Below are 23674 nucleotides of genomic sequence, written 5' to 3' on the forward strand. Positions count from 1 at the left end.
TTACACTATTTAATTAAAGCAATCGCTTCTATCTTGATAACTCAATTTTATCATTTGATGAATTTTATTTTATCGCGCTCTTGAGCTGAATCGATTACCATAACAAGCTGTTAGCCATACGTGGATGCCTTATGTCGAATGCTCAATTTTCCAAACCTCTAATTTATATGTTAATTGGAAGTGCCATTATTTTGGCATTATCGCTTGGGGTTCGGCATGCATTTGGTTTGTATTTGGTACCGATGAGCCATGAGTTTGGCTGGGGACATAATGTCTTTAGTTTAGCCATTGCCATGCAAAACCTAATTTGGGGTGCAGTCCAACCCATCACAGGTGCTTTTGCAGACAAATACGGTAGTAAAATTGTAGTTGCAGTTGGTGGCGCACTGTATGCACTCGGCTTATTGCTCATGGCCGTCAGCTCGACAGGCTTATTGCTAAATTTAAGTGTGGGTTTAATTTTAGGTTTGGCACTTTCTGCAACCTCTTTCCCTGTGCTACTTTCTGCAGTAGGTCGCGCTGCTCCTCCAGAAAAGCGTAGCCTTGCAATGGGTATTGCCAGTGCTGCAGGCTCGTTTGGGCAATTTATCATGTTGCCATCGACCTTATTGTTATTACAAAGTGTAGGTTGGTCGGGCGCATTAATTGTCAGTGCGATTTTAATTGTCTTGATTGTTCCTTTGGCATGGATGCTCAAAGCACCCATGTATCAAAACCCTAATGCAAGTTCAGTCAGCCAACCCGCTTTAGGCTTTAAACAAGTTTTGGTGATTGCCAAAAACCATAAACCCTTTTGGTTTTTAGCTTTGGGCTTTTTTGTCTGTGGTTTTCAAGTGGTGTTTATCGGGATTCACCTCCCTAGCTACTTAATTGATCATGGCTTTAATGCAACCACAGGCACAGTTTTTCTAGCACTCGTGGGTTTATTTAATATTGTAGGCACCTATACCGCAGGTTGGTTAGGCGGTCGCTATTCGAAACCGCACTTGCTGATGTGGCTTTACGGACTACGCGGTATTGCCATTATCGTCTTTTTAATCCTGCCTTTAAGCATCTGGACAATTTATGCATTCGGGATCATTATGGGTTTGTTGTGGTTATCTACAGTGCCTTTAACCAATGGTATTGTGGCAAATATGTTTGGGATTAAATACCTGACCATGCTCAGTGGCATTGTGTTTTTCACACACCAAGTCGGCTCTTTTTTTGGTGGATGGCTTGGCGGTTTAAATCACGACCTGACAGGTAACTATAATGTTATCTGGATTGTTTCTATTGCTTTAAGTGCGTTTGCGGTCTTGGTACATTTTTGGGTAGATGAGGAGCACGTCATTCATGATTAATTCTTTATTGAATTTTAAAGTATTGCTCACACTCGCAATCACTGCCCTTTTTGGCTTGTCGATTTTTTTATGGATGCAAACGCCACAACTGTTTGAATATTTTAATCAGGCGTTTTGTGCGCATTAAAACCCAATCTCTAAAATATTAAGTCTATTTTGCTATTCAAAATTCCGCTTTAGACATGGAGCGTCTTATGCAGATTCAATTGCATCGTGGAAGACTGATTGACCATATTCATCTTATGGTGAGTGACCTTGAAGCAAGTCGAGCATTTTATACCGCCATCTTGGCAGTGTTGGATATTCCAGTTATGGGAACAGCCAAGGATCACTTTTGGGCAGATGAACTTTTTATCTCCTCAGTAAAAAGTCCTGCCGCACAAGGCATACTCACTGGGCGTCATCATCTCGCCTTTCAAGCTAAAAATCGTGAAATGGTCAATGCTTTCTATCTTGCAGCATTGGCACATGGCGGCAAGTGCAATGGCAAACCTGATGAACGTGCTTATCATCCTGGTTATTATGCAGCTTATGTACTTGATCCTGATGGTAACAATATTGAAGCTGTCTTTCATGGCGAAGCGCCACGCAGTGCGGCATCAGTCATAATTGATATTTAACGCTCAATGTTCCACAAATCAACTTTCCCTCAATGCATAAATTTCCTTACAGCAAGTCAATAAAAAAATACCCCACAAGAATGATCTTATGGGGTGTTTTAAATTTTCTATTTTACAGTCAGCAGAATCACTTAAAACAAACGATTCATCCCATTCAAGGTCGCCACACGATACGCTTCCGCCATGGTTGGATAGTTGAATGTGGTTTCCACAAAATACTTAATGGTATTGTTCGGGCTGTTCATCACCGCCTGACCAATGTGGATAATTTCTGCCGCATTATTACCAAAGCAATGCACACCCAATACTTCTAAAGTGTCACGGTGGAATAAAATCTTCAATTCACCCACTGTATCACCCGTAATTTGCGCACGCGCTAAATGACGGAAAGATGCCTGACCAACTTCATAAGGAATTTTTTCTTCCGTCAATTCCTGCTCAGTTTTACCAATCGAAGAAATTTCTGGAATGGTATAAATACCTGTTGGAATATCGGTCACAGGCGCAACATTTTCTTCGCCACTCATATTTGCACCCGCGCAACGACCTTGGTCATAGGCAGCAGATGCCAACGAAGGCCAGCCAATTACATCGCCCGCAGCATAAATATTCTCTACTTCGGTTTGATATTGATCATTCACCGTTAATTGACCACGGCTGTTTGGTTTAAGTTCTACGTTTTCCAAACCTAAACCATCGGTATTACCTGAACGTCCGTTACACCACAAAATCGCATCGGCTTTGATTTTCTTGCCACTTTGCAAATATAAAACCACGTGATCATCAAAAGTTTCTAAATGATCAATTTGCTCATTGTGGCGAATCAGCACCCCTTGCGCACGCAAGTGATATGACAAGGCATCTGAAATTTCATCATCCAAATAGCTGAGCAATTTGTGCTGAGTATTAATCAAATCAACTTTATGATCTAAACCAATGAAGATGGATGCATATTCACAACCAATCACACCCGCGCCATAAATAATAATTTTTTGAATCGAGAAATCCAAATCCAAAATTTTGTCTGAATCAAATACACGTGGATGGTTGAAATCCAACATTTCTGGACGATATGGACGGCTACCTGTCGCAATCACAATTTGCTGACACATAATGGTTTCTTTAATGCCATCTGCACCAAATACCAAGACCGTATTTTTATCTTGGATATAAGCACGACCATGATAAATCGCAATTTCATTACGGTCATAAAAGCGAGAGTGCGTTTCAACTTGCTGCTGAATAACTTTATGCGCACTTTGCAACACTTGCTTCATGGTGAACTGACGCCAATCGCCCATTTTTTTAAACATTGGGTCACGGCGATAACGGATAATATTCGACACTGTCTGACGCAATGCTTTACTTGGAATGGTACCCACATGGGTACAGTTACCGCCAAGCTGCTCACGAACATCTACAATCGCAACACGCTTACCAGATTTGGCAAGTTTCATTGCCGCGCCTTCACCCGCAGGGCCTGAACCGAGAACAACCGCATCGTACTTCACGAAAGTTCCACTAACGACCTCTTTTTTACGTGGCATTCAACGCTCCTTTTCTTTAAATCTGTCTTTTCAATGGGCTATATTATGACGTAAATCTTTTGAATTTTCTGTATTTACTGTGCATATATTACGTGATAACCACATTTTTTATATGAATATCGTTTTTACCCAATTTAAGCACAATTTCGTTATAATAACCGTCTTATGATGAAGTTAAGGTGACATTTTACTTTTGCACTTAGATTCGGTTTAATCAGACTCTATTTCACGTAAAATCTAGCCTACACTAAATCTCTCCCCTTTCAAAAACAGTGGAAAAGTTGAATATGTCTGCAAACCGTAAACCAGAACAGGGTGTCAAACTTCGTGGTGCTGAAAAAGTCGCACGTATTCCTGTAAAAGTTGTTCCTACGGTTGAAACGCCTCGTAAACCTGACTGGATTCGGGTCAAAATGACGGCACCAGAAGAAGTTCAACGTATTAAAACCACTTTGCGTCAGCAAAAATTGCACACCGTTTGTGAAGAAGCCGCTTGTCCAAACCTTCCAGAATGCTTTGGTGGTGGTACAGCAACCTTTATGATCATGGGTGATATTTGTACCCGTCGCTGCCCGTTCTGTGATGTTGCGCATGGTCGTCCAAATGCACTAGATCCTGAAGAACCTCGTCACATGGCAGAAACCATTGCCAACTTAGGCTTAAAATATGCCGTGATCACCTCTGTAGACCGTGATGACTTGTTAGATGGTGGTGCACAACATTTTGTCGATTGTATTAAAGAAGCCCGCTCTTTAAGCCCAAATACGTTGTTAGAAATTTTGGTGCCAGACTTCCGTGGTCGTATGGATATTGCACTACGCATTATGACCGAATGTCCGCCAGATGTTTTTAACCACAACATTGAAACTGTGCCACGCTTATATAAAGCCATGCGTCCGGGTTCAGACTATCAGCACTCTTTGAACTTGCTGAAAATGTTTAAAGAATATTGCCCAGATATTCCAACCAAATGCGGTTTGATGGTAGGTATTGGAGAATCTGAAGAAGAAGTTATTGCACTGTTAGATGATCTTAAAGCGCACGATGTAGATTATGTGACCATTGGTCAATATTTACAGCCATCTAAAGAACATGCGCCAATTGACCGCTTTGTAACACCTGAAGAATTTGAGCGTTATACAGCGCATGGTCAAAAGTTAGGTTTTAAAAATATTTGGGCTGCGCCAATGGTACGTTCAAGTTATTTTGCAGACCGTCAATATTATGGTGAACCTGTACCAACAGTACGTCGTAAAGCCGACCCTGCTAAAAAAATTAGCGTGCAAACCATTGAAGCTTAACACTCGCTTATTTCAAAATTTGCGATAAAGCTAAAACAGCCCCGACTTTATGTTCGGGGTTTTTTATACCTTGTGGATATATTAAAAATAGATAGATGTGAATATTTTTTGATGGTCTACGACCAAGTGCGCATGGTGTCATCGCCATAAATTGTTAATCTATACACTTAATCTATACACCGAGCTCAAACAATAAAACAGGGATAGTAAAATGTCACAACAAGACTATGACAATGGCTTAAAAGTTCGCACTGAAGTCATGGGCGAAAGCTTTGTAAAACGCGCACAGGACAACACTGTACCATTTACCCAACCTTTGCAGGACTGGATTAATGAACATGCATGGGGTTCAACTTGGCAACGTGAAGGTGTGTTACCACGCAAATATCGTTCCTTAATTACTATCGCCTTTTTAACTGCTTTAAAAAGCCCGACAGAGCTTAAAGGACATATTCGTGGTGCGCTAAATAACGGGGCAAGTGTCGAAGAAATTCAGGAAGTCTTGTTACACAGCTTGCCTTATTGTGGCGCACCTGCAACTCAGGAAGCTTTTCGCGCAGCGTTGGAAGTTTTGGCAGAACATACTGCAAATACTTAAACGCAATCTAAATCAAAAAATATAAACGCTCGACATTTCACTAAAACTATTTGGTGAAATGTCGGTAGAGTTGAGTTTTAAATCCAATACACATTAAAGCTATAAAAGAACTCATTTAACTCAAAGCGCACCTGATAACCCAAATCAGTCAGCTGTGCCGATAAATTTCGAATATCTTCTAAAGGTAAATGTTTTGGCAGCACAGTAAAAACTGCGGTATTGCCCTGCTTGGCATTCTCTTCGATTAAAGACGCCAAACGCTGCTTATATAATTCAATATCTAGCTTGGCATGATCTGAATAAACTTTTGCTTGTTCAGCAGTTAAAAAATTTGCCATCTTATTGTTCTCATTATGACCATGTTTAACATTCAGCATATTGAAACTTGACGATATGGCTCAAGTGATTTTTTGTTATTGTCTGCATAAACGCATGATCAATTAACCCTAATTTTTTAAAAAAAATCACACCGAAGATGGCTTTTTCCCAGCAGACCTTTTAGGCTATCGCACAATCTTATGTTGTAATTTTGCTGGATGACATTATGTCAGAATCTGTTTCAATCTCCCCTGCGCTAATGAACCGCGCCATTGCAGGACAAGCCGATGCCCAATTTGAAGTGGCGGTGCTGTATATGCAAAGCGATTTTAATGAAGATATTGAACTTGCCGAACAATGGGCGCTCAAAGCTGCCGCAAACGGACATATCGAAGCCATGTATTGGCTTGGTGAAGGCTATACCGTATATGCCAAAGATGTTCTAGAAGATGACCCTGAAGATGCTAAACAACATTTTGAAGATGCTTTTGTCTGGCTCAAAAAAGCCAGTGATGCACAACACCCTGCCGCTATTTTAGAGTTGGCAGGCTACTACCGTCGTGGTGATGTGGTTGAACAAGATGTCGCTCGCTCTGTGGCATTGGTACAGCAAGCAGCAGAATTGGGCGAAGTACAAGCCATGCGTGACCTTGCTTTTATTTATGCAAATGCTTTGGGTGTAGATGCTGACGAAAATAAAGCTGAATATTGGACACAAAAAGCCGATGCAGCGGAGTAATTTATTTGTCTAGCCAATCAATTGATGGGCTAGACAATTTTTGCATGACTCGAATCGTCATTGAATAAAGCTTAGACTTTGAATAACACTTAGACTTCGACCACAATTACTTGTCTGCAAATGCCCTCTTGCTGACGCTGTTGTTCAAACACAGCCGCAGGCATCGGCTCAAAACTGTCAAAGAAACAAATTTCAGCATCATCAATAGAATATAGCAATGAGTGATTGCCCACGCCTTCTAAAGTGTCGTAGTAGACAATTACAAATTTATTTTCATCAAATGCGTGCTGAATTTGCTGATAGCCGATTGCCGCCAATACAGGCAATTTAAGCTGTTCAGCTTCGGCATAACTTAACTTTTCTGCATCTTGTAAATCTGGGTCAGGGTCAGTATAAAACTGCACATTAAAGCCAAACTTTTTCAGTCCAACAGCCAAACCAATTGTGGTTGTGCCCTGCTCTGGCGTATAACCACACACTTCAATCAATTGTTGAATATCGGCATCAATTCCTAAGTGTCGTAGCAACATCCACACTGCGTAAATCCCGCCGTTGGCTTCTAAATTTGCCAACTCTTGAGGAAGCTCTAAAGCCATCATTCAATCTCAAAAATATGTTTGTAGTGATAATAAACAAAACATGATTGGAACTGAATCAATTTCCAAGTACAATATCGCGCTAGTCGAGGGATGCTGCGACGTTTTACAGGCACGAAATGTAAAATCGCCAGGCTCGACCAGCATAGCAACGCGTTTGCTATGCAAGAAACGGCATCCGCGAACTGAATGATCAATTGTTTTTTATAAGGAGATCGTGATGAACGCGGTTAATGCTTCATTTACAGATTATAAAGTTGCCGATATCACACTAGCTGATTTTGGTCGTAAAGAAATCAAACTTGCAGAAGCAGAAATGCCAGCCCTTATGGGTTTGCGTAAGCGCTACTCAGCTGCAAAACCTCTTGCAGGCGCGAAAATTCTCGGCTGTATCCACATGACCATTCAAACTGCTGTTTTAATTGAAACGCTAGTTGAATTGGGCGCAGAAGTTCGTTGGACTTCTTGTAACATTTTCTCTACTCAAGACCACGCTGCTGCAGCAATTGCTGCTTCAGGTGTGCCTGTTTTTGCTTGGAAAGGCGAAACTGAAGAAGAATATGTATGGTGTCTTGAACAACAAATTAATGTAAATGGCACACCATGGGATGCCAACATGATTTTGGACGATGGCGGTGACTTAACTGCACTTGTTCACGAGAAATATCCTGCATTATTAGAGCGCATTCACGGCATTACTGAAGAAACCACTACGGGCGTACAACGTCTAATTGAAATGTGGAAAGATGGTTCTTTAAAAGTGCCTGCAATTAACGTCAACGACTCTGTGACTAAATCTAAAAACGACAATAAATACGGTTGCCGTCACTCACTCAACGATGCGATTAAACGTGGTACAGACATGTTATTGTCTGGTCGTCGTGCATTGGTTATTGGTTATGGTGATGTAGGTAAAGGTTCTGCACAATCTTTACGTCAAGAAGGCATGATTGTTCGTGTTTCTGAAATTGACCCAATTTGTGCAATGCAAGCATGTATGGATGGTTACGAAGTTGTATCTCCGTACAAGAATGGCGTACAAACAGGCAATAAAGCAGACGTCAACCTAGAGCTTTTAGAAAATACTGACTTGATTGTGACTACAACAGGTAACTATCACGTGTGCGACGCAGCAATGCTAGATACACTTAAAGCAGGCGCTGTTGTATGTAACATTGGTCACTTCGATACTGAAATCGACACCAACTACTTACGTGGTTATAAGTGGGTTGAAGTGAAGCCACAAGTACACCAAGTGTATCGTTCAGAAAACGAAAACGATTATTTAATCTTGCTTTCTGAAGGTCGTTTAGTGAACTTGGGTAACGCAACAGGTCACCCATCACGTATTATGGATGGTTCATTTGCTAACCAAGTATTGGCACAAATGCACTTATTTGCAGAGAAATTTGCCGATCTTCCTGCCGATCAAAAACAAGCGGCAATTCGTGTTGAAATCTTACCGAAAAAACTAGACGAAGAAGTTGCTGCTGCAATGGTTGCTGGTTTTGGTGGTGTATTAACACAATTGAATCAAGTACAAGCGGACTACTTAGGTGTAGCTGTTGAAGGTCCGTTTAAATCGGATGCTTATAAATACTAAGTTTTTAATCCTTCTCCCTAACCCTCTCTCATAGGGAGAGGGAATGATTCATTGTTTAATGAATGTATTCGAGGGTAAGTCCTCTCCTGAGCAAGTTTAAAGCATTGCTTTTAAACCCAGCGCAAGAGAGGATTTAGGAGAGGTGAAAAAATATAAATAAGTATTTATAACAAGGATTTAATCATGACCAAACAAGTTCCTATTTCATTTGAATTTTTCCCATCTAAAACCGATGTAGGTGCAGAAAAACTCAAAGTTGTGCATCAAGAATTACAACTTTTAAATCCAGAGTTTTTTTCTATCACTTATGGTGCAGGTGGTTCTACTCGTGAACGTACTTTATCGACCATTAGCGACTTCAATGGCAAAGGCACACCTGTAGCGCCGCACCTGTCTTGTATTGGTGATGACAAAGCGCGTATTGCTGAATTGCTTGATATTTATAAAGCACAAGGCATTGACCGCATTGTGGCTTTGCGTGGTGATTTACCTTCAGGTCAAGTTGGTTTAGGCGAATTGCCGTATGCGTCTGACTTGGTGCGTTTTATTCGTGAACATTCAGGTGATCATTTTCACATTGAAGTTGCGGCTTATCCTGAAATGCATCCACAAGCAGACCACTTTGATCAAGACATTAAAAACTTTGTCACCAAAGTAAATGCTGGTGCCAATGCTGCCATCACCCAGTTCTTTTTTAATCCAGATGCGTACTTTTACTTTGTAGAACGTATTCAAAAGCAAGGTGTGAATATTCCTGTTGCGCCTGGCATTATGCCGATTACCAATGCCAGCAATTTAATTCGCTTTGCAGATGGTACAGGTGCAGAAATTCCACGCTGGATTCGTAAGCAATTAGCAACCTATGGTGATGACACAGCTTCAATCAAAGCCTTTGGTCATGAAGTGATTATTAAACTGTGCGAACGCCTGATTGCAGGTGGTGCACCAAGTTTGCATTTTTACACCATGAACAACACCGAACCGACTCGTCAATTAGTGACAGATCTTGGTTTGGCTTAAGCTGTATTTTTCATATTTATTGACTTGAACGAGTAATCCCTATGCCCCGTTTTTATATTGAGGCTGAATTAGCAGTAGATACACAAGTTGAACTGACTGAAACAGTATTTCATCACTGGGTGAAAGTACTACGCGCACAAGTCGGTGAAACCGCCACCTTGTTCAATGGGCAAGGTGGTGAATATGAAGTGGAACTGGTTGAAGTTACCAAAAAAACAGCGCAAGTGCAGATTAAAAGTTTTAATCCAGACAATCGCATCCCAAGCTTTAGCGCCTTATTAGGACAAGTAATGAGCAAAGGCGATCGTATGGATTATGCGATTCAAAAAGCGGTAGAGCTTGGCGTGACTAACATTCAGTTGCTCACCTCTGAACGCTGTGAAATGCGCTTAAAATATGACCGCGATCAAAAAAAATTAGATCATTGGCAAGGCATTGCCATTGCAGCCTGTGAACAATGTGGCATGAATATCGTACCGAAAATTTTAGCCCCACTACGTTTAGAGGACTGGCTGAATAGTGACCTTCCTACCACCAAATTAGTGTTAGCACCGAATAAAGATCAAGTAGATGTGCTAAACAATGTCAGTAAAGATTTGGCTTTATTAATTGGGCCTGAAGGTGGTTTAAGCGAAACAGAAATTAGCGCTGCCAATGCGGTTGGCTTTCAAAACTGGTGTATTGGTACTCGGGTATTACGCACTGAAACCGCACCTGTGGTTGCTTTAGCTCTCTTAAATTATCGCTTGGCCGAGTAATTTATCCGTTTTTACAGAAATCGATTGCCAATAACATTGCAATTTATAAAGTACAGGATTAATCTCGAACAATATATTAAAAAATTTGCATAAAATTTAAACACAAAACAGCAATATTTTATGCATGAACGTGATGTTATTTAAAAATATAAATGATGGAATCATTTAACTAGATTTTGGGGAAGTATGTCAGACGCTCAAGATGAATTGTTGCAGCAATACTTAGATGCTGCGCAAATCACCAATACCATTCGGCTTATTCGATTCTTTTTGGTCAGCATCCTGATTGTTTGCCTGTATGTGTTTTTTATTTATCAAATTTCTTTCTCACATTCATCACCCTACCTCAATATCTGGTTTATTCTCACTGAACTGACCATTGGTTCGTGTTTACTGCTCACAGCAGTTCACTTTAAAGCGGGACAATATCAACTCCAACAAGCACATCGTTGGTTAAAATTGGTGTGTTTCTTGATCGGAACAGCAATCGCGGTTGGGGTAAGTTTACTGTATTACTTTTTACCTCAGCAAAACCCTGAACTGAGCAACTATGAAGCGATTATTTTAGCGACCTTATTAATTATTGTGAGTCAAACCTTTGCCCTCACCTTTTTAACGCAGCGCTTGAGTTATTTTTGCTGGGTATTCATTCCAGTGATTACACCCTATATTGCCGCACAGTTTTTAGTTCACTCCGAAACTTCCGCTTTCTTTTTTCTCGCGACAAATTTTGCCTTAATTACCTTACTGATTTGTGCCAATACTTCAATGCACATGCATCGTCGTTTATCGAGCGTCTATTTTAAGAACGACCAACTCAAAAAAGCCGCAGAGCAACAAGTTGACTGGACAGATCAACTCCGCCAACAATTGCAAGTGGAAATGAACAAATCTAAAGATATTGAATTACAACTGCAATTTAACAATCAAATGCTGGAACAAAAAATTAGAGAACGTACCTTTGACTTAGAACAAACCCATCTACACTTAATCAATCAACAACATAGTTTAATTTTGGCACATGAAGCCGCAGGTATTAAAGCGTGGGACTGGAATATCCGAGAAAGAAGCATTGTCTTTGGCACTGGCTCACAGCAAACTCGTTTAAAAAATTCCAAAAAGCATCTGAATAAATTACAGCAATTAATTCACCGTGATGATATTGCACACCTTCATCAAACCATGAAAGAGCATTTACGTGGTCAGACAGAACGCTATCAAGCCACTTATCGCATTCAACATAATTCAGGTCAATGGTATTGGGTGCATGATATTGGGCGAGTAATTGAGCGTGATCCTGTCACCAATAAACCTTTACGCATGGTCGGGGTTCGCCGTGACATTCACCAAGAACGAATTGGACAAGAGCGCTTAAAACTCACTGCCAGCGTACTTGAACAGGCAGCCGAAGGTATTTTTATTTTAGATGAAAACTTACGTTATATTGAAGCCAACCCATTCTATGCTCAAATGAGCGGATTTAAACGTGACCATATTTTAGGCAAATATCTGTTTGATTTAGTCAAATCCAACAAAGCAAATCCACGCATGACACAAGAGGAAATTGTTCAACAATTACTCAACAAGGGTGAATATCATACTGAAAAGAGTATAAAATTCCGCTCAGGAAAAGAATTAGAAGTTCGTTTGCATATCAATGCAGTCAAAGATGAGCAAAACCGTATTATTAATTATATAGGAATTGTGTCTGATTTAACCGAACATAAACTACAAGAACAGCGTTTATCCTATTTAGAAAATTATGATGCGCTGACCGATCTCCCCAATCGTTTTTATTATAATTATCAACTACATCAATATCTTATTTCACAGCAAGATTCATTGCAGCAATTGGCGGTCATTCGACTCAATATTGACCGTTTCAGACCTTTAAATGAATATTTAAGCAATAATGGTGGCGATGAATTACTCCGTCAAGTGGCGCAGCGTTTACGTATCACCAATGCCGAAGCGCTGTTTGTTGCACACTTAAATGGCGATGATTTTGCAATTGTTTATGAAATTTCTCATATTCGCCCTTCAATCGAAGAGCACTGTGAACGTATCACCAAAGCCTTTAATTTGCCGTTTAATGTACAGGGACAAGAACATATTATTACCCTGTCGATGGGGGTTTCCCTCTATCCTGAACATGGACGCCAGCTGGATTATCTGAATAATTGTGCAGAACAAGCCTTGTCTGAAGCCAAGCGTTTGGGTGGTAATACCGTTAAATATTACGCTTTAGACAACACCAAACTGCTAGAGCAGGATGTACATTTAGAGCGTGACTTACGCCAAGCCATTAAAAATGATGAGTTAATTGTATATTATCAACCTAAAATTGATTTCCATAATTATCAGGTAGTTGGGTTTGAAGCATTGGTGCGCTGGAAACATCCAACCAAAGGCATTATTCCACCGAACCTATTTATTCCTATTGCGGAACAAACCAGTTTAATTTCCGATATTGGTCGGGTTGTAATTCAACAAACTGCCAAGCAAATTCGTGAATGGAATCTGTTAGGTTTTGATCATATCCAAGTATCGGTTAATGTAGTTGCACAACAACTGCAACGTGGTCAATTGCTGCAAGATTTAGATGATGCGATTAATACCTATCAAATTTCAGGTGCAAGCTTAGAATTAGAAATTACCGAATCCTCTTTAGTGGAAAACTCCACAACCGTGAAGTCTTTATTAGATGAAATTAAACAACGTGATATTCATATCGCCTTAGATGATTTTGGTACAGGCTATTCTTCACTTTCTTACTTAACAGACTTCCCAATTGACAGTTTAAAAATAGACCGTAGCTTTGTTTCTAAAATTGGAAATACCAAACAAGAAGCCATTGTTAGTGCCATGATTGCTATGGGCAAAGCCATGGGCATGAGCGTGGTGGCTGAGGGGATTGAAACTGAGCAACAACTGCAATATTTGCAGAATTTAAATTGTGATATTGCTCAGGGATATTTATTCTCTAGGCCTTTGCCTGAAAGTGAAGCGACCCAATTTCTAAAAGCCAATTTAGTATCGCGCGCTTATCGCTCCTTAATCTGAAACTAGACCCAAAAGCTCTAAGTTTGTTCTAAAAATAAACAGTGACGTCTGTGCTAAGGGGGCAAGTAATGGTATATTCGATAAGATTCATAAAAAAACCACCAGCATCGCTGGCCAACTTGTCACACACGAGATTCAGATGGACGATCAATCATTAAAACAGCAGGCACTTTACTATCACGAATTTCCAACACCAGGAAAAATCAGCGTTACTCCAAGTAAGCAGCTGGTCAACCAACGTGACTTAGCGCTCGCTTACTCACCAGGTGTCGCAGCACCATGTTTAGAGATTGAACGTGATCCTTCAACAGCTGCACTTTATACCGCTCGCGGTAACTTGGTTGCTGTCGTTAGTAACGGTACAGCAGTATTAGGTTTAGGTAATATCGGTCCTTTGGCGTCTAAACCTGTGATGGAAGGTAAAGGCGTACTCTTTAAAAAGTTTGCTGGTGTCGATGTATTTGACATCGAAATTGCTGAAAATGATCCAGACAAAATTGTAGATATTGTTGCAGCATTAGAACCAACTTTTGGTGGTATTAACCTTGAAGACATCAAGGCACCAGAATGTTTCTACATTGAGCAAAAACTTCGTGAACGCATGAATATTCCTGTGTTCCACGATGACCAACACGGTACGTCAATCATTGTAGGTTCTGCACTACTCAATGCCTTGTTACTTAACGGCAAGAAAATTGAAGAAATCAAAATCGTTGCTTCAGGTGCAGGTGCAGCCGCACTGTCTTGTTTAGACCTGTTATGTGCATTGGGCGCGAAAAAAGAAAATATCATTGTTGCGGATTCGCGTGGTCTAATCACCACCAAACGTGAAGGTTTGGATGACTCGAAAAAACGCTATATGCAAGACATTGAAGGAACGCAACTTGCTGATGTAATTAGCGGTGCGGATATGTTCCTTGGTCTTTCTGCAGCGGGTATCTTGACCAAAGCTATGGTCAAAGAAATGGCTGAAAATCCAATTATCTTTGCTTTGGCTAACCCAGACCCAGAAATCTTGCCTGAACATGCGCATGAAGTACGTCCAGATGTGATTATGGCAACAGGTCGTTCGGATTATCCGAACCAAGTTAACAACGCACTTTGCTTCCCGTATATTTTCCGTGGTGCATTAGATGTTGGCGCAACTACCATCAACGAAGAAATGAAAATTGCTTGTGTACACGCAATTGCACGCATGGCACACATTGAAGCAGATGCTGCGACTTATGGTGAAAAATCTGCATCATTCGGTCGTGACTATTTAATTCCACGTCCACTTGATCAGCGTTTAATTCTTGAAATTGCACCTGCAGTTGCTCAAGCGGCAATGGATTCAGGTGTAGCAAGTCGTCCAATTCAAGACTTCTCTGCATACCGTCAGCGTTTGTCTGAGTTTGTATATAACTCGGCATTTATGATGAAGCCTATTTTTGCTCAAGCAAAAACTGACCCTAAGCGTATTGCTTATGCAGAAGGTGAAGACTTACGCGTACTTCGTGCAGTACAAATTGCAGTGGATGAAGGCTTGGCTAAACCAATCCTTGTAGGTCGTACCTCAGTGATTGAAGCGAACATTAAAAAGCTAGGTTTACGTCTGGAACATGGCGTGAATATGGAAATTGTAGATCAGGAAAACAACCCGAACTACGAAAAATTTGCAGATGATTACTACACTATCATGCAGCGTAAAGGCGTTACACCTGAATACGCGCAGCGTGAAGCACGTCGTCGCTCTACCCTCATTGCAGCAATGTTAGTGAAACATGGTTTAGCCGATGGTATGTTATGTGGTACTTATTCTAGCTACGATATTCACCTTGATTTCGTAAAAAATGTGATTGGTCTAAAAGAAGGTCGTACTAACTTCTTTACCCTTAACGCATTGATGCTTGAAGATCGCAACTTGTTCATTGCCGACACTTATGTCAACACAAACCCAACTGCTGAACAGTTGGCTGAAATGACACTTTTAGCGGCTGAAGAAGTACGCCGTTTTGGTATGACACCACGCGTTGCTCTACTTTCTCACTCAAGTTTTGGTTCTGACCAACAAGACTCTAGCGCACAAAAAATGCGTAAAGTCTTTGAAATCTTGAGTGAGATTGCACCTGAGCTTGAAGTTGAAGGTGAAATGCACGGTGATGCAGCATTAGACGAAAATATCCGTCATTTTGCTTTCCCGAACTCACGCTTCAAAGGTTCTGCAAACTTGTTGATTATGCCGAACTTAGATGCTGCCAATATTTCATTTAACTTGTTGAAATCGACTTCAGGTAACAATGTTACGATTGGCCCTATCTTGTTAGGTGCAGCAAAACCTGTACATATCTTGACGCCAACTGCTACGACACGTCGTGTTGTGAATATGACTGCCCTCACTGTTGCTGAAATTCAACAAACAGCACAAGTTAAAGCATAAACCTATATTTCTGAGTGACTGACTCAGAATTATAGACTTGAGAAAACCTCTATTCTGTAGCATGATTGCTTGAAGAATAGAGGTTTTTTCATGCAAGTTTATTTAGTAGGCGGTGCAGTTCGAGATCACTTACTCGGGCATCCCTATCACGAAAAAGATTATGTTGTCGTTGGCGCAACGCCCGAACAACTTTTGGCTCAAGGCTTTCAACCTGTGGGCAAAGACTTCCCTGTTTTTCTTCATCCTGAAACCAAAGATGAATATGCACTTGCTCGCACTGAGCGCAAATCTGGACACGGTTATCACGGTTTTGAATTTCATACCGACCCAAGCGTGACCTTAGAAGAAGATTTAATCCGTCGTGATTTAACCATTAACGCCATGGCAATGGATAGCGATGGCAATGTCTACGACCCTTACGGTGGACAGCAAGATCTGTGCAATAAAGTGCTGCGCCATGTTTCCAATGCTTTTGTAGAAGACCCGTTACGGGTGCTGCGTATTGCTCGTTTTGCAGCACGTTATCATGCTTTAGGCTTTGTGGTTGCACCTGAAACCTTGTTATTAATGCAAGAGTTGGCAGAATCTGGTGAGTTACATGCGCTGACACCTGAACGCGTATGGAAAGAAACTTCACGTGCCTTAATGGAAGCACGTGCCGATGTTTATTTTGAAACATTGCGTGCCTGTGGTGCTTTAAAAGTTTTATTTCCTGAATTAGATGCTTTATTCGGTATTCCACAGCGTCCTGAATATCACCCTGAAATTGACAGTGGTGTGCACACCATGATGTCACTACAACAAGCCTGTCGTGCCAATTACTCACTCGATGTACGCTTTGCAGTGTTATTGCATGATTTAGGCAAGGCCTTGACCCCTGCCGATGAATTACCACGGCACATTATGCATGAAGAACGTGGGATTCGACCTGTAACGGAAGTGTGTGAACGCCTGCGCGTACCGACCAATACCAAACAACTTGCACTTGCTGTATGTAAAGAGCATTTAAAATGCCACCAAGCATTGAGCTTAAAGCCTGGCACGTTATGGCGCTTATTACAGCGTTTGGATGTCTTGCGTCGTCCTGAGCGTGTAGAAGCCTTTGTACAAGCCTGTGAATGTGACTCTCGTGGGCGTTTAGGTTTGGAAGATCGTGACTATCCGCAAGCGAGCTATATTTTGGAAGCGATTCAAGTGGTACGCAGCATTAAGGCGCAAGACTTACCTGCCGATGTCCAAGGCCCCGATATTGGTGAAATGCTGATTGAACGACGCATTAAAGCGATTGAGCAATTAAAGGCACGTCACTTGGCTGCTACTGCTTAGGCTATTTAAGTCTATAGAACGTCATTACATGCGTTCTTTGATCTATCATTCTTAACCTATTTAAGTCAGCCTAAATTTCTGATCGAAAAGCCGTAATCTTCTAAAATATAGAAGCTACGGCTTTTTAGCTCAAATAAATCCTTCTTGAAATAAGAAACTGTCTTTTGCTTTTAGGCAAGCTGCGCAGGAAAGCTAATCACTTGCTCTAAACGCATCTGCTCAGTTGCAATCATCAATAAGCGATCTATGCCCAAGGCGATACCTGAACATTCAGGCATGTTCGGCAACGCAGCCAATAAATATTCATCAATTGGCATCACATGTAAACCAAGTTGTGCGCGTTCTGCATTATCGGCTTCAAAACGAGAACGCAGCACAGTAGCATCAATCAATTCATCATAGGCATTGGCAAGCTCTAAACCTTCGATATATAGCTCAAAACGGGCTGCGACCAATTCCCCATCATCATCTGTTCTGGTTTTAGCCAAAGATGCTAATTCAGGTGGAAAATCGGTTAAAAATACAGGAGCATCAAAGCCCAAACTTGGTTCTACAAAATGTGAAAACAATAGGTCGATGTAGCCTAGACGGTCATCACCCAAATCCAGATGCAAACCCACACGATGACAGCAGTCTTTCAATTGTTGCAGACTTGCCTGTAAAGGATTTAAATCCAAACGATCCATAAATGCGTGTTTATAACTCAACACTGTTGGACGTACTTCGCCAAAGCGTTGTTTTAACGTCAGATTAAGTAAATCTGTCACCTCAAACATAAGCTCTTTCAGGCTAAATTCGGGACGATACCATTCCAACATGGTAAATTCGCTGTTGTGTTTACGTCCATGCTCATCATCACGAAAGACTTTGCAAATTTGATAAATAGCACCACTACCACTGGCCAATAAACGCTTCATGGCAAATTCAGGTGAGGTCTGTAAATAGTGCGTATGCAATTTGCCCTGCACATGGCGCTGTGCTTGCACTGAAGCCAAATGCACATCTGTCACTCCTGCCTGTGACAAAATTGGCGTTTCAACTTCAAGTACTTCACGTTCCGCAAAAAACTGGCGTATTTGTGCATACAATTGTGCACGTGCGCGCATGCTGTTTAAGTCGCAAGTTGGTTGATATTGGAGATTTGAACTCATGCTTGCGGGCCTCCGTGTGCTGCCCATTCACGACGCAGAGGATAAGTTTTTCTTAAATGATCAAAAGCCTGCTGCTCAACTTTGCCCGCTTTGACACAGGCACGTAAATTGGCATCATCCTGTGCAATATCATAAATTTGACTTAAATGTGCATGCAGACTATTTTTCAAATCTTGGGTTTTGAAATATTGCGCGCAGCTTGGCAATTGAGTTTCAAATTGTTTTGTGGCATCTAAACCAAAATTTTCACAAAAAGCCTGATAAATCATTTGTGTGCCGCGTGCCTTGCCTTCTAGGCTATACCCTGCAATATGCGGGGTTGCCAAAGCAAGCAAATCTAATAATTCTGCAGAGATTTCAGGTTCATATTCAAAAACATCTAATACCACTAAACGCTGAGTATGTTGAATATCCTGCATTAAAGCCGCTTCTTCTACCACTGGCCCACGCGCTGAATTAATCAGAATGGCTTGAGGCTTCATACATGCCAAACGCGCTGCATTAATTAAATGATGAGTAGGATGTTCACCAGTTTCTGTTAATGGCACATGAATGGAAATTGCATCTGCCTGTTGTAATAGTGCATCTAAGTCACATTGCTGCACATTGGGCAACTGCACAAATGGATCGTATGCGATGACATCCCAACCTAATAATTGTGCCATTTTGACCAAGCGCGAGCCGACATTGCCCAGTCCAATAATGCCAAGTTTAAAGTTTTGATTGGCATGTAGTAATTCAGGCTCGAGATGAAGCAATGCGGTAATCACATACTCACTCACCGCCTGCGCATTACAACCTGCCGCATTTGACCATGCAATGCCCTGCTGCTCGATGGCTGGGATATCAAGGTGGTCTGTGCCAATGGTCGCGCTGCCAATAAATTGAAGCGCGGTCTGTTGAATCAATGCTGCATTCACTTGGGTGACGGAACGAACTAGCAGCGCATCAGCATCTTGCACATCTTGATGCGTTAGACGGCGTCCAGCCTTGTGCTCTATTTCTGCCAAATCTGCAAAGAAATAATCGGTATATGCCAGATTTTCATCTGCAATGATTTTCATAACGCCATCCCATGTGTGTTTGCTTGTTTATGATAGCTTGAGTTGTCTAGGATGACTATGATTGTTGAGATTAATGCAGAATTGTTGAACAGCAAGCCGACGATTCATTTAGGTGGAAACATGCACGTCTATATAAAAGTTGCATATTCACAGCAAAAAAATCAGCCACCCGAAGGTGGCTGACTGCTATAGATTAAGCGAGTTAAATCTTAACCAATAAATTTACGCGCATTGCGGAACATACGTAACCATGCACCATCTTCAGTCCATTCTTCAGGTTTCCAAGAATGTTGAAGCGCACGGAAATTACGTTCAGGGTGCGGCATCATAATTGTTGCACGACCATCTTTTGAAGTTACGCCTGAAATACCTTCTGGCGAACCATTCGGGTTCATTGGATAATGTTGAGTCGCATTTCCGTGGCTATCGACATAACGTAAAATCACTTGGTTGCCTGCGTTCAAGGCTGCCAAATTAGCTTCTGGTGCAACGACGCGACCTTCACCATGTGCCACTGCGATTGGTAAAATCGAGCCTTCCATATCTTGCAATAATACAGAGTTTGATTTTTCCACACGGACGTTAACGCTACGCGCTTCAAACACTTCTGAAGTATTGCGATGGAAACGTGGCCACGCTTCTGCACCTGGAATGAGTGGTGCTAATTGTGACAACATTTGACAACCGTTACAGATACCCAGTGAGAACGTTTCTTGACGGTTAAAGAATTTCTCAAACTGGTCGCGTAATTTCGGGTTGAACAAGACTGACTTCGCCCAGCCACCGCCAGCACCTAATACGTCACCGTAAGAGAAACCACCACACGCCACTAAGCCTTCAAAGTCGTCTAAATCGACACGCCCTGCAAGCAAGTCACTCATGTGTACGTCAACGGTGTTAAAGCCGACTTTGTCAAATGCTGCCGCCATTTCTACATGACCGTTTACGCCTTGTTCACGTAAAATCACCATGTTAGGACGACGTGTGTTGATGTATGGCGCTTCAACTGGCTCATTTAAGTCAAATGTCGGTTGAGCAATTAAGCCTTTGTGGTTTTTGTCTGTGATCAAAGCAAATTCTTGATCAGCAGTTTCTGAGTTGTCACGTAAACGCTGGATTTGGTGTGATACTTCACTCCAAGCCGCTTGCAAATCGGCACGTTCAAGCACCAAGCCATTTACAGCAAGTTGGTCTGTGCTATTAACTGTACCGACTACCGAAATCGCATCTTTCAAAGTAGATGCAGCAACTTCAGCAGCTAAGTTAGCCCAGTCTGCTTTAGAGATTTGTAGTACTGCACCAATTTCTTCAGCAAACAATGCCGCAACAGATTGATCTTCTAACGCCACACCTAAACGTGAAGCGAACATCATTTCTGTTACAGTTGCCAATAAACCACCATCACCAATGTCGTGATAAGCTTGAATCAAGCCACGGTTATTCCAGTCTTGTACCAAAGCAAAGAATGCTTTGAATTCGTCAAAGTTATCGACATCTGGTGTTACTGAACCAATAGCTTTATACACTTGCGCTAAAATTGAACCGCCTAAACGGAACTGACCTTTAGACAAGTCAATACGTACCAATACTGAATCGGTATTTTTCAATTCAGGGGTTAGTGTTTTACGTACATCGGTCACTGGTGCAAATGCAGTAATTACACCTGACATTGGTGAAGTTACAGATTTATCAACACCTTCGTCATTCCAAGTGGTACGCATAGACAATGAGTCTTTACCTACTGGAATTGCAATTCCTAGCGCAGGACACATTTCCATACCAATGGCTTTTACACCTTCAAACAAAGCTTGGTCTTCGCCTTTTTGACCTGCTGCTGCCATCCAGTTTGCAGATAATTTAATGTCGCTGATCTGGTCAATTTTGGCTGACATGATATTGGAAATAGATTCTGCCACTGCCAAACGCGCAGATGCTGCAGGGTTTAATAAAGCTACAGGTGGACGTTCACCCATCGCCATTGCTTCACCTGTAAAGCCTTGCAAGCTGGTAGTGGTTACTGCTGCATCTGCAACAGGCACCTGCCATGGGCCAACCAACTGATCACGTGCAACCATACCTGTAATTGAACGGTCACCAATCGTGATTAGGAATGATTTAGAAGCAACAGTTGGATTCTTGATGACACGGTAAATCGCATCTTTCAGATCAGTAACTTGAGCTGCATCAAAATCATCACCTTGACGCTCAATGCTTTCATAAGAACGGCTCATGCGTGGCGTACCACCTAACAAGACCTGCATTGGCATATCTACAGCTTTGTTATTGAACAGTGGATCTTCAACCGTTAAATGACGCGCTTCTGTCGCTTCACCCAATACTGCAAACGGACAACGCTCACGCGCACAGATTGATTCAAATAACTCTAAAGAACTTGGACGGATGGCCAATACATAACGCTCTTGCGCTTCGTTTGACCAAATTTCCATTGGTGACATGCCTGGTTCTAAAGATGGAATCTTACGCAAATCAAGTACAGCACCTAGTTCGTGATCATTCACCAACTCAGGCATTGCGTTTGAAATACCACCTGCACCCACGTCATGCACTGATACGATTGGGTTAGCATCTTCCAAACGCCAGCACGTATCAATTACTTCTTGGCAACGACGTTCCATTTCTGGGTTTTCACGTTGTACTGAAGCAAAGTCAAGGTTTTCACCCATGGTTCCGCTATCTACAGAAGATGCAGCGCCACCGCCTAAACCGATCAACATCGCAGGGCCGCCTAAAACGATTAATAAATCGCCTGGCTGAATTGGGTCTTTTTCGACATGGTCTGGACGAATGTTGCCGTAACCACCTGCAATCATGATTGGTTTATGGAAGCCTTTTACTTCACCATTCACGTTTTGCTCGAAAGTACGGAAGTAACCATTTAACGCAGGACGACCAAATTCGTTGTTAAACGCTGCACCGCCCAATGGGCCTTCAATCATAATTTGTAATGGCGATGCCATACGTGAAGGCTTGCCATAGTTTTCTTCCCAAGGCTGTTCAAAACCAGGAATATTTAAATTCGATACTGTAAAGCCTGTTAAACCTGCTTTTGGTTTACCACCACGACCTGTCGCGCCTTCATCACGGATTTCACCACCCGAACCTGTCGCAGCACCTGCAAATGGTGCAATTGCAGTTGGGTGGTTGTGTGTTTCCACTTTCATAAGAATGTGGGCAGCTTGGCTCTTATATTTATAAACGTAGTGACCTGTTGCAGCATCTTTTTTCGGATAGAAACGCTGCGTATCAAAACCAACAATCACCGAAGCGTTGTCTTTGTAAGCCGACAATACGTCTGTTGGTGATTCTTTATAAGTATTTTTGATCATTTGGAACAATGACAATGGCTGTACTTCGCCATCAATTGTCCATTCAGAACCAAAGATTTTGTGACGGCAGTGCTCAGAGTTGGCTTGTGCAAACATCATCAATTCAATGTCATGCGGATTACGGCCTAACTTGATAAATGCTTCGGTTAAATAATCAATTTCTTCATCAGACAAGGCAAAACCAAACTCACTGTTGGCTTTTACCAATGCCGCTTTGCCTTCACCCAAAATATCAATGCTATTTAAAGGTTTTGGTTCAGTTTCAACAAATAACGCTGCAGCATCGTTAATGTGGTTAAACACACTTTCGGTCATGCGGTCATGCAATACTTGTTTTACTTCGTTTGAAACGTCTGTAATACCTTTTAAGGTAAACAAAACACCGCGTTCTAGGCGGTGTACAGGCGTATTACAGTTGGCAAAAATATCGGTTGCTTTTGATGACCAAGGAGAAATTGTGCCCACACGTGGTGTCACTAAAATTTGAACTTCATCACTTGCAGCTTGGCGTAATTCAAAAGATGCACCATCGTTTAAAAGCTGTAAAGCAGATTGCTGTTGTTGCTCGTCGAGCGCTTGGTCAAATAAATAAACCCATTGGCTATCGAAAGATTGAACAGAACTCATTGACGCTAAACGGTTTAAGAGTTGAGTTTTCTTAAAAGATGAATGTGCAGGTGCACCGGCAACGATAAACATGCTGATTTTGGCTCCACGGGCTGATCTTTTGGACCATGCCACAATGTGACTTGAAGAGAGCGCATATTCTACTGTGAAATGCCATAATCAGCTAGATGGAAAATGGTTTTCTTGGCGCGTTTCGGCAGTAAAACTTCCGAATGTTGATTTAAAGCCTCTATT

Annotated in this window: 19 protein-coding genes; 13 read left to right on the forward strand and 6 right to left on the reverse strand. The window is 41.6% G+C overall.

Going from position 1 to position 23674, the window contains the following annotated elements; all coding sequences use genetic code 11:
* Nucleotides 1-131 precede the first annotated feature (131 nt).
* From FTT78_RS09910 to FTT78_RS09915, 3 genes are all read left to right on the forward strand, one after another.
* A complete protein-coding gene (locus tag FTT78_RS09910) occupies nucleotides 132-1343 on the forward strand; it encodes an MFS transporter (protein WP_136144687.1) in 1212 nt (403 codons plus the stop codon).
* Nucleotides 1336-1470, forward strand: a complete 135-nt coding sequence (locus FTT78_RS13485; protein ID WP_019836563.1) for a hypothetical protein — start codon at nucleotides 1336-1338, stop codon at nucleotides 1468-1470. Before FTT78_RS09910 ends, FTT78_RS13485 begins: the two co-directional genes overlap by 8 nt.
* 67 nt (nucleotides 1471-1537) lie before the next feature.
* Complete coding sequence (locus tag FTT78_RS09915; RefSeq protein WP_180044207.1) at nucleotides 1538-1963, forward strand: VOC family protein; 426 nt, start codon at nucleotides 1538-1540, stop codon at nucleotides 1961-1963.
* A gap of 131 nt (nucleotides 1964-2094) precedes the next feature.
* Here the strand turns inward: FTT78_RS09915 and sthA are convergent, their stop codons facing one another.
* Nucleotides 2095-3510 (reverse strand): Si-specific NAD(P)(+) transhydrogenase, encoded by a 1416-nt coding sequence (gene sthA / locus FTT78_RS09920; protein ID WP_042068765.1) that lies wholly within the window; start codon nucleotides 3508-3510, stop codon nucleotides 2095-2097.
* Between the two features lie 287 nt (nucleotides 3511-3797).
* Here sthA and lipA point away from each other — a divergent pair, with 287 nt between their 5' ends.
* Nucleotides 3798-4811: a lipoyl synthase gene (lipA, locus tag FTT78_RS09925; RefSeq protein WP_096902386.1), complete on the forward strand. Its 1014-nt coding sequence runs from the start codon at nucleotides 3798-3800 to the stop codon at nucleotides 4809-4811.
* A gap of 211 nt (nucleotides 4812-5022) precedes the next feature.
* Nucleotides 5023-5409 carry a carboxymuconolactone decarboxylase family protein gene (locus tag FTT78_RS09930; RefSeq protein ID WP_004972770.1) on the forward strand — a complete coding sequence of 129 codons (387 nt, stop codon included), beginning with the start codon at nucleotides 5023-5025 and terminating at the stop codon, nucleotides 5407-5409.
* Nucleotides 5410-5486: 77 nt separating this feature from the next.
* On the opposite strand, the gene FTT78_RS09935 is transcribed toward FTT78_RS09930, so the two are convergent.
* Nucleotides 5487-5747, reverse strand: a complete 261-nt coding sequence (locus FTT78_RS09935) for a hypothetical protein (RefSeq protein ID WP_004972768.1) — start codon at nucleotides 5745-5747, stop codon at nucleotides 5487-5489.
* A gap of 206 nt (nucleotides 5748-5953) precedes the next feature.
* Between FTT78_RS09935 and FTT78_RS09940 the strand changes: the two genes are divergently transcribed.
* Nucleotides 5954-6466 (forward strand): tetratricopeptide repeat protein, encoded by a 513-nt coding sequence (locus FTT78_RS09940; protein WP_131261573.1) that lies wholly within the window; start codon nucleotides 5954-5956, stop codon nucleotides 6464-6466.
* A gap of 89 nt (nucleotides 6467-6555) precedes the next feature.
* Here the strand turns inward: FTT78_RS09940 and FTT78_RS09945 are convergent, their stop codons facing one another.
* Nucleotides 6556-7062, reverse strand: a complete 507-nt coding sequence (locus tag FTT78_RS09945) for a cysteine peptidase family C39 domain-containing protein (RefSeq protein ID WP_178319510.1) — start codon at nucleotides 7060-7062, stop codon at nucleotides 6556-6558.
* A 220-nt stretch (nucleotides 7063-7282) separates the two neighbouring features.
* Between FTT78_RS09945 and ahcY the strand changes: the two genes are divergently transcribed.
* The 6 genes from ahcY to FTT78_RS09975 all read left to right on the forward strand — a co-directional run bounded on the left by ahcY (nucleotide 7283) and on the right by FTT78_RS09975 (nucleotide 17251).
* Nucleotides 7283-8665: an adenosylhomocysteinase gene (gene ahcY / locus FTT78_RS09950; RefSeq protein WP_180044205.1), complete on the forward strand. Its 1383-nt coding sequence runs from the start codon at nucleotides 7283-7285 to the stop codon at nucleotides 8663-8665.
* A 183-nt stretch (nucleotides 8666-8848) separates the two neighbouring features.
* On the forward strand, nucleotides 8849-9685 hold the full coding sequence (metF, locus tag FTT78_RS09955; RefSeq protein ID WP_004972760.1) for a methylenetetrahydrofolate reductase [NAD(P)H]: 837 nt from the start codon (nucleotides 8849-8851) through the stop codon (nucleotides 9683-9685).
* A 41-nt stretch (nucleotides 9686-9726) separates the two neighbouring features.
* The gene (locus FTT78_RS09960; protein ID WP_004972758.1) at nucleotides 9727-10443 is read left to right on the forward strand and encodes a 16S rRNA (uracil(1498)-N(3))-methyltransferase; all 717 of its coding nucleotides are present in this window, start codon (nucleotides 9727-9729) and stop codon (nucleotides 10441-10443) included.
* A gap of 186 nt (nucleotides 10444-10629) precedes the next feature.
* On the forward strand, nucleotides 10630-13506 hold the full coding sequence (locus FTT78_RS09965; protein WP_180044203.1) for an EAL domain-containing protein: 2877 nt from the start codon (nucleotides 10630-10632) through the stop codon (nucleotides 13504-13506).
* 139 nt (nucleotides 13507-13645) lie between these two features.
* Nucleotides 13646-15925, forward strand: a complete 2280-nt coding sequence (locus FTT78_RS09970) for an NADP-dependent malic enzyme (protein WP_004972754.1) — start codon at nucleotides 13646-13648, stop codon at nucleotides 15923-15925.
* A gap of 90 nt (nucleotides 15926-16015) precedes the next feature.
* Complete coding sequence (locus FTT78_RS09975; protein ID WP_004972751.1) at nucleotides 16016-17251, forward strand: multifunctional CCA addition/repair protein; 1236 nt, start codon at nucleotides 16016-16018, stop codon at nucleotides 17249-17251.
* 170 nt (nucleotides 17252-17421) lie between these two features.
* Here the strand turns inward: FTT78_RS09975 and epmA are convergent, their stop codons facing one another.
* Nucleotides 17422-18402 carry an EF-P lysine aminoacylase EpmA gene (epmA, locus tag FTT78_RS09980; protein WP_096902381.1) on the reverse strand — a complete coding sequence of 327 codons (981 nt, stop codon included), beginning with the start codon at nucleotides 18400-18402 and terminating at the stop codon, nucleotides 17422-17424.
* Entirely contained in the window at nucleotides 18399-19466 is a 1068-nt protein-coding gene (locus FTT78_RS09985) for a 4-phosphoerythronate dehydrogenase (RefSeq protein WP_004972744.1), read from the reverse strand. Before FTT78_RS09985 ends, epmA begins: the two co-directional genes overlap by 4 nt.
* Nucleotides 19467-19517: 51 nt before the next feature.
* On the opposite strand from FTT78_RS09985, the gene FTT78_RS13490 reads away from it, so the two are divergent.
* Nucleotides 19518-19649: a hypothetical protein gene (locus FTT78_RS13490; RefSeq protein ID WP_256732322.1), complete on the forward strand. Its 132-nt coding sequence runs from the start codon at nucleotides 19518-19520 to the stop codon at nucleotides 19647-19649.
* A gap of 26 nt (nucleotides 19650-19675) precedes the next feature.
* Here FTT78_RS13490 and purL read toward each other — a convergent pair whose 3' ends face one another.
* Complete coding sequence (purL, locus tag FTT78_RS09990) at nucleotides 19676-23512, reverse strand: phosphoribosylformylglycinamidine synthase (protein WP_179988931.1); 3837 nt, start codon at nucleotides 23510-23512, stop codon at nucleotides 19676-19678.
* Nucleotides 23513-23674: the final 162 nt, after the last annotated feature.

Source organism: Acinetobacter sp. YH01011 (assembly GCF_013420785.1).
In the GTDB taxonomy this organism is placed as follows: Bacteria; Pseudomonadota; Gammaproteobacteria; order Pseudomonadales; family Moraxellaceae; genus Acinetobacter; species Acinetobacter towneri.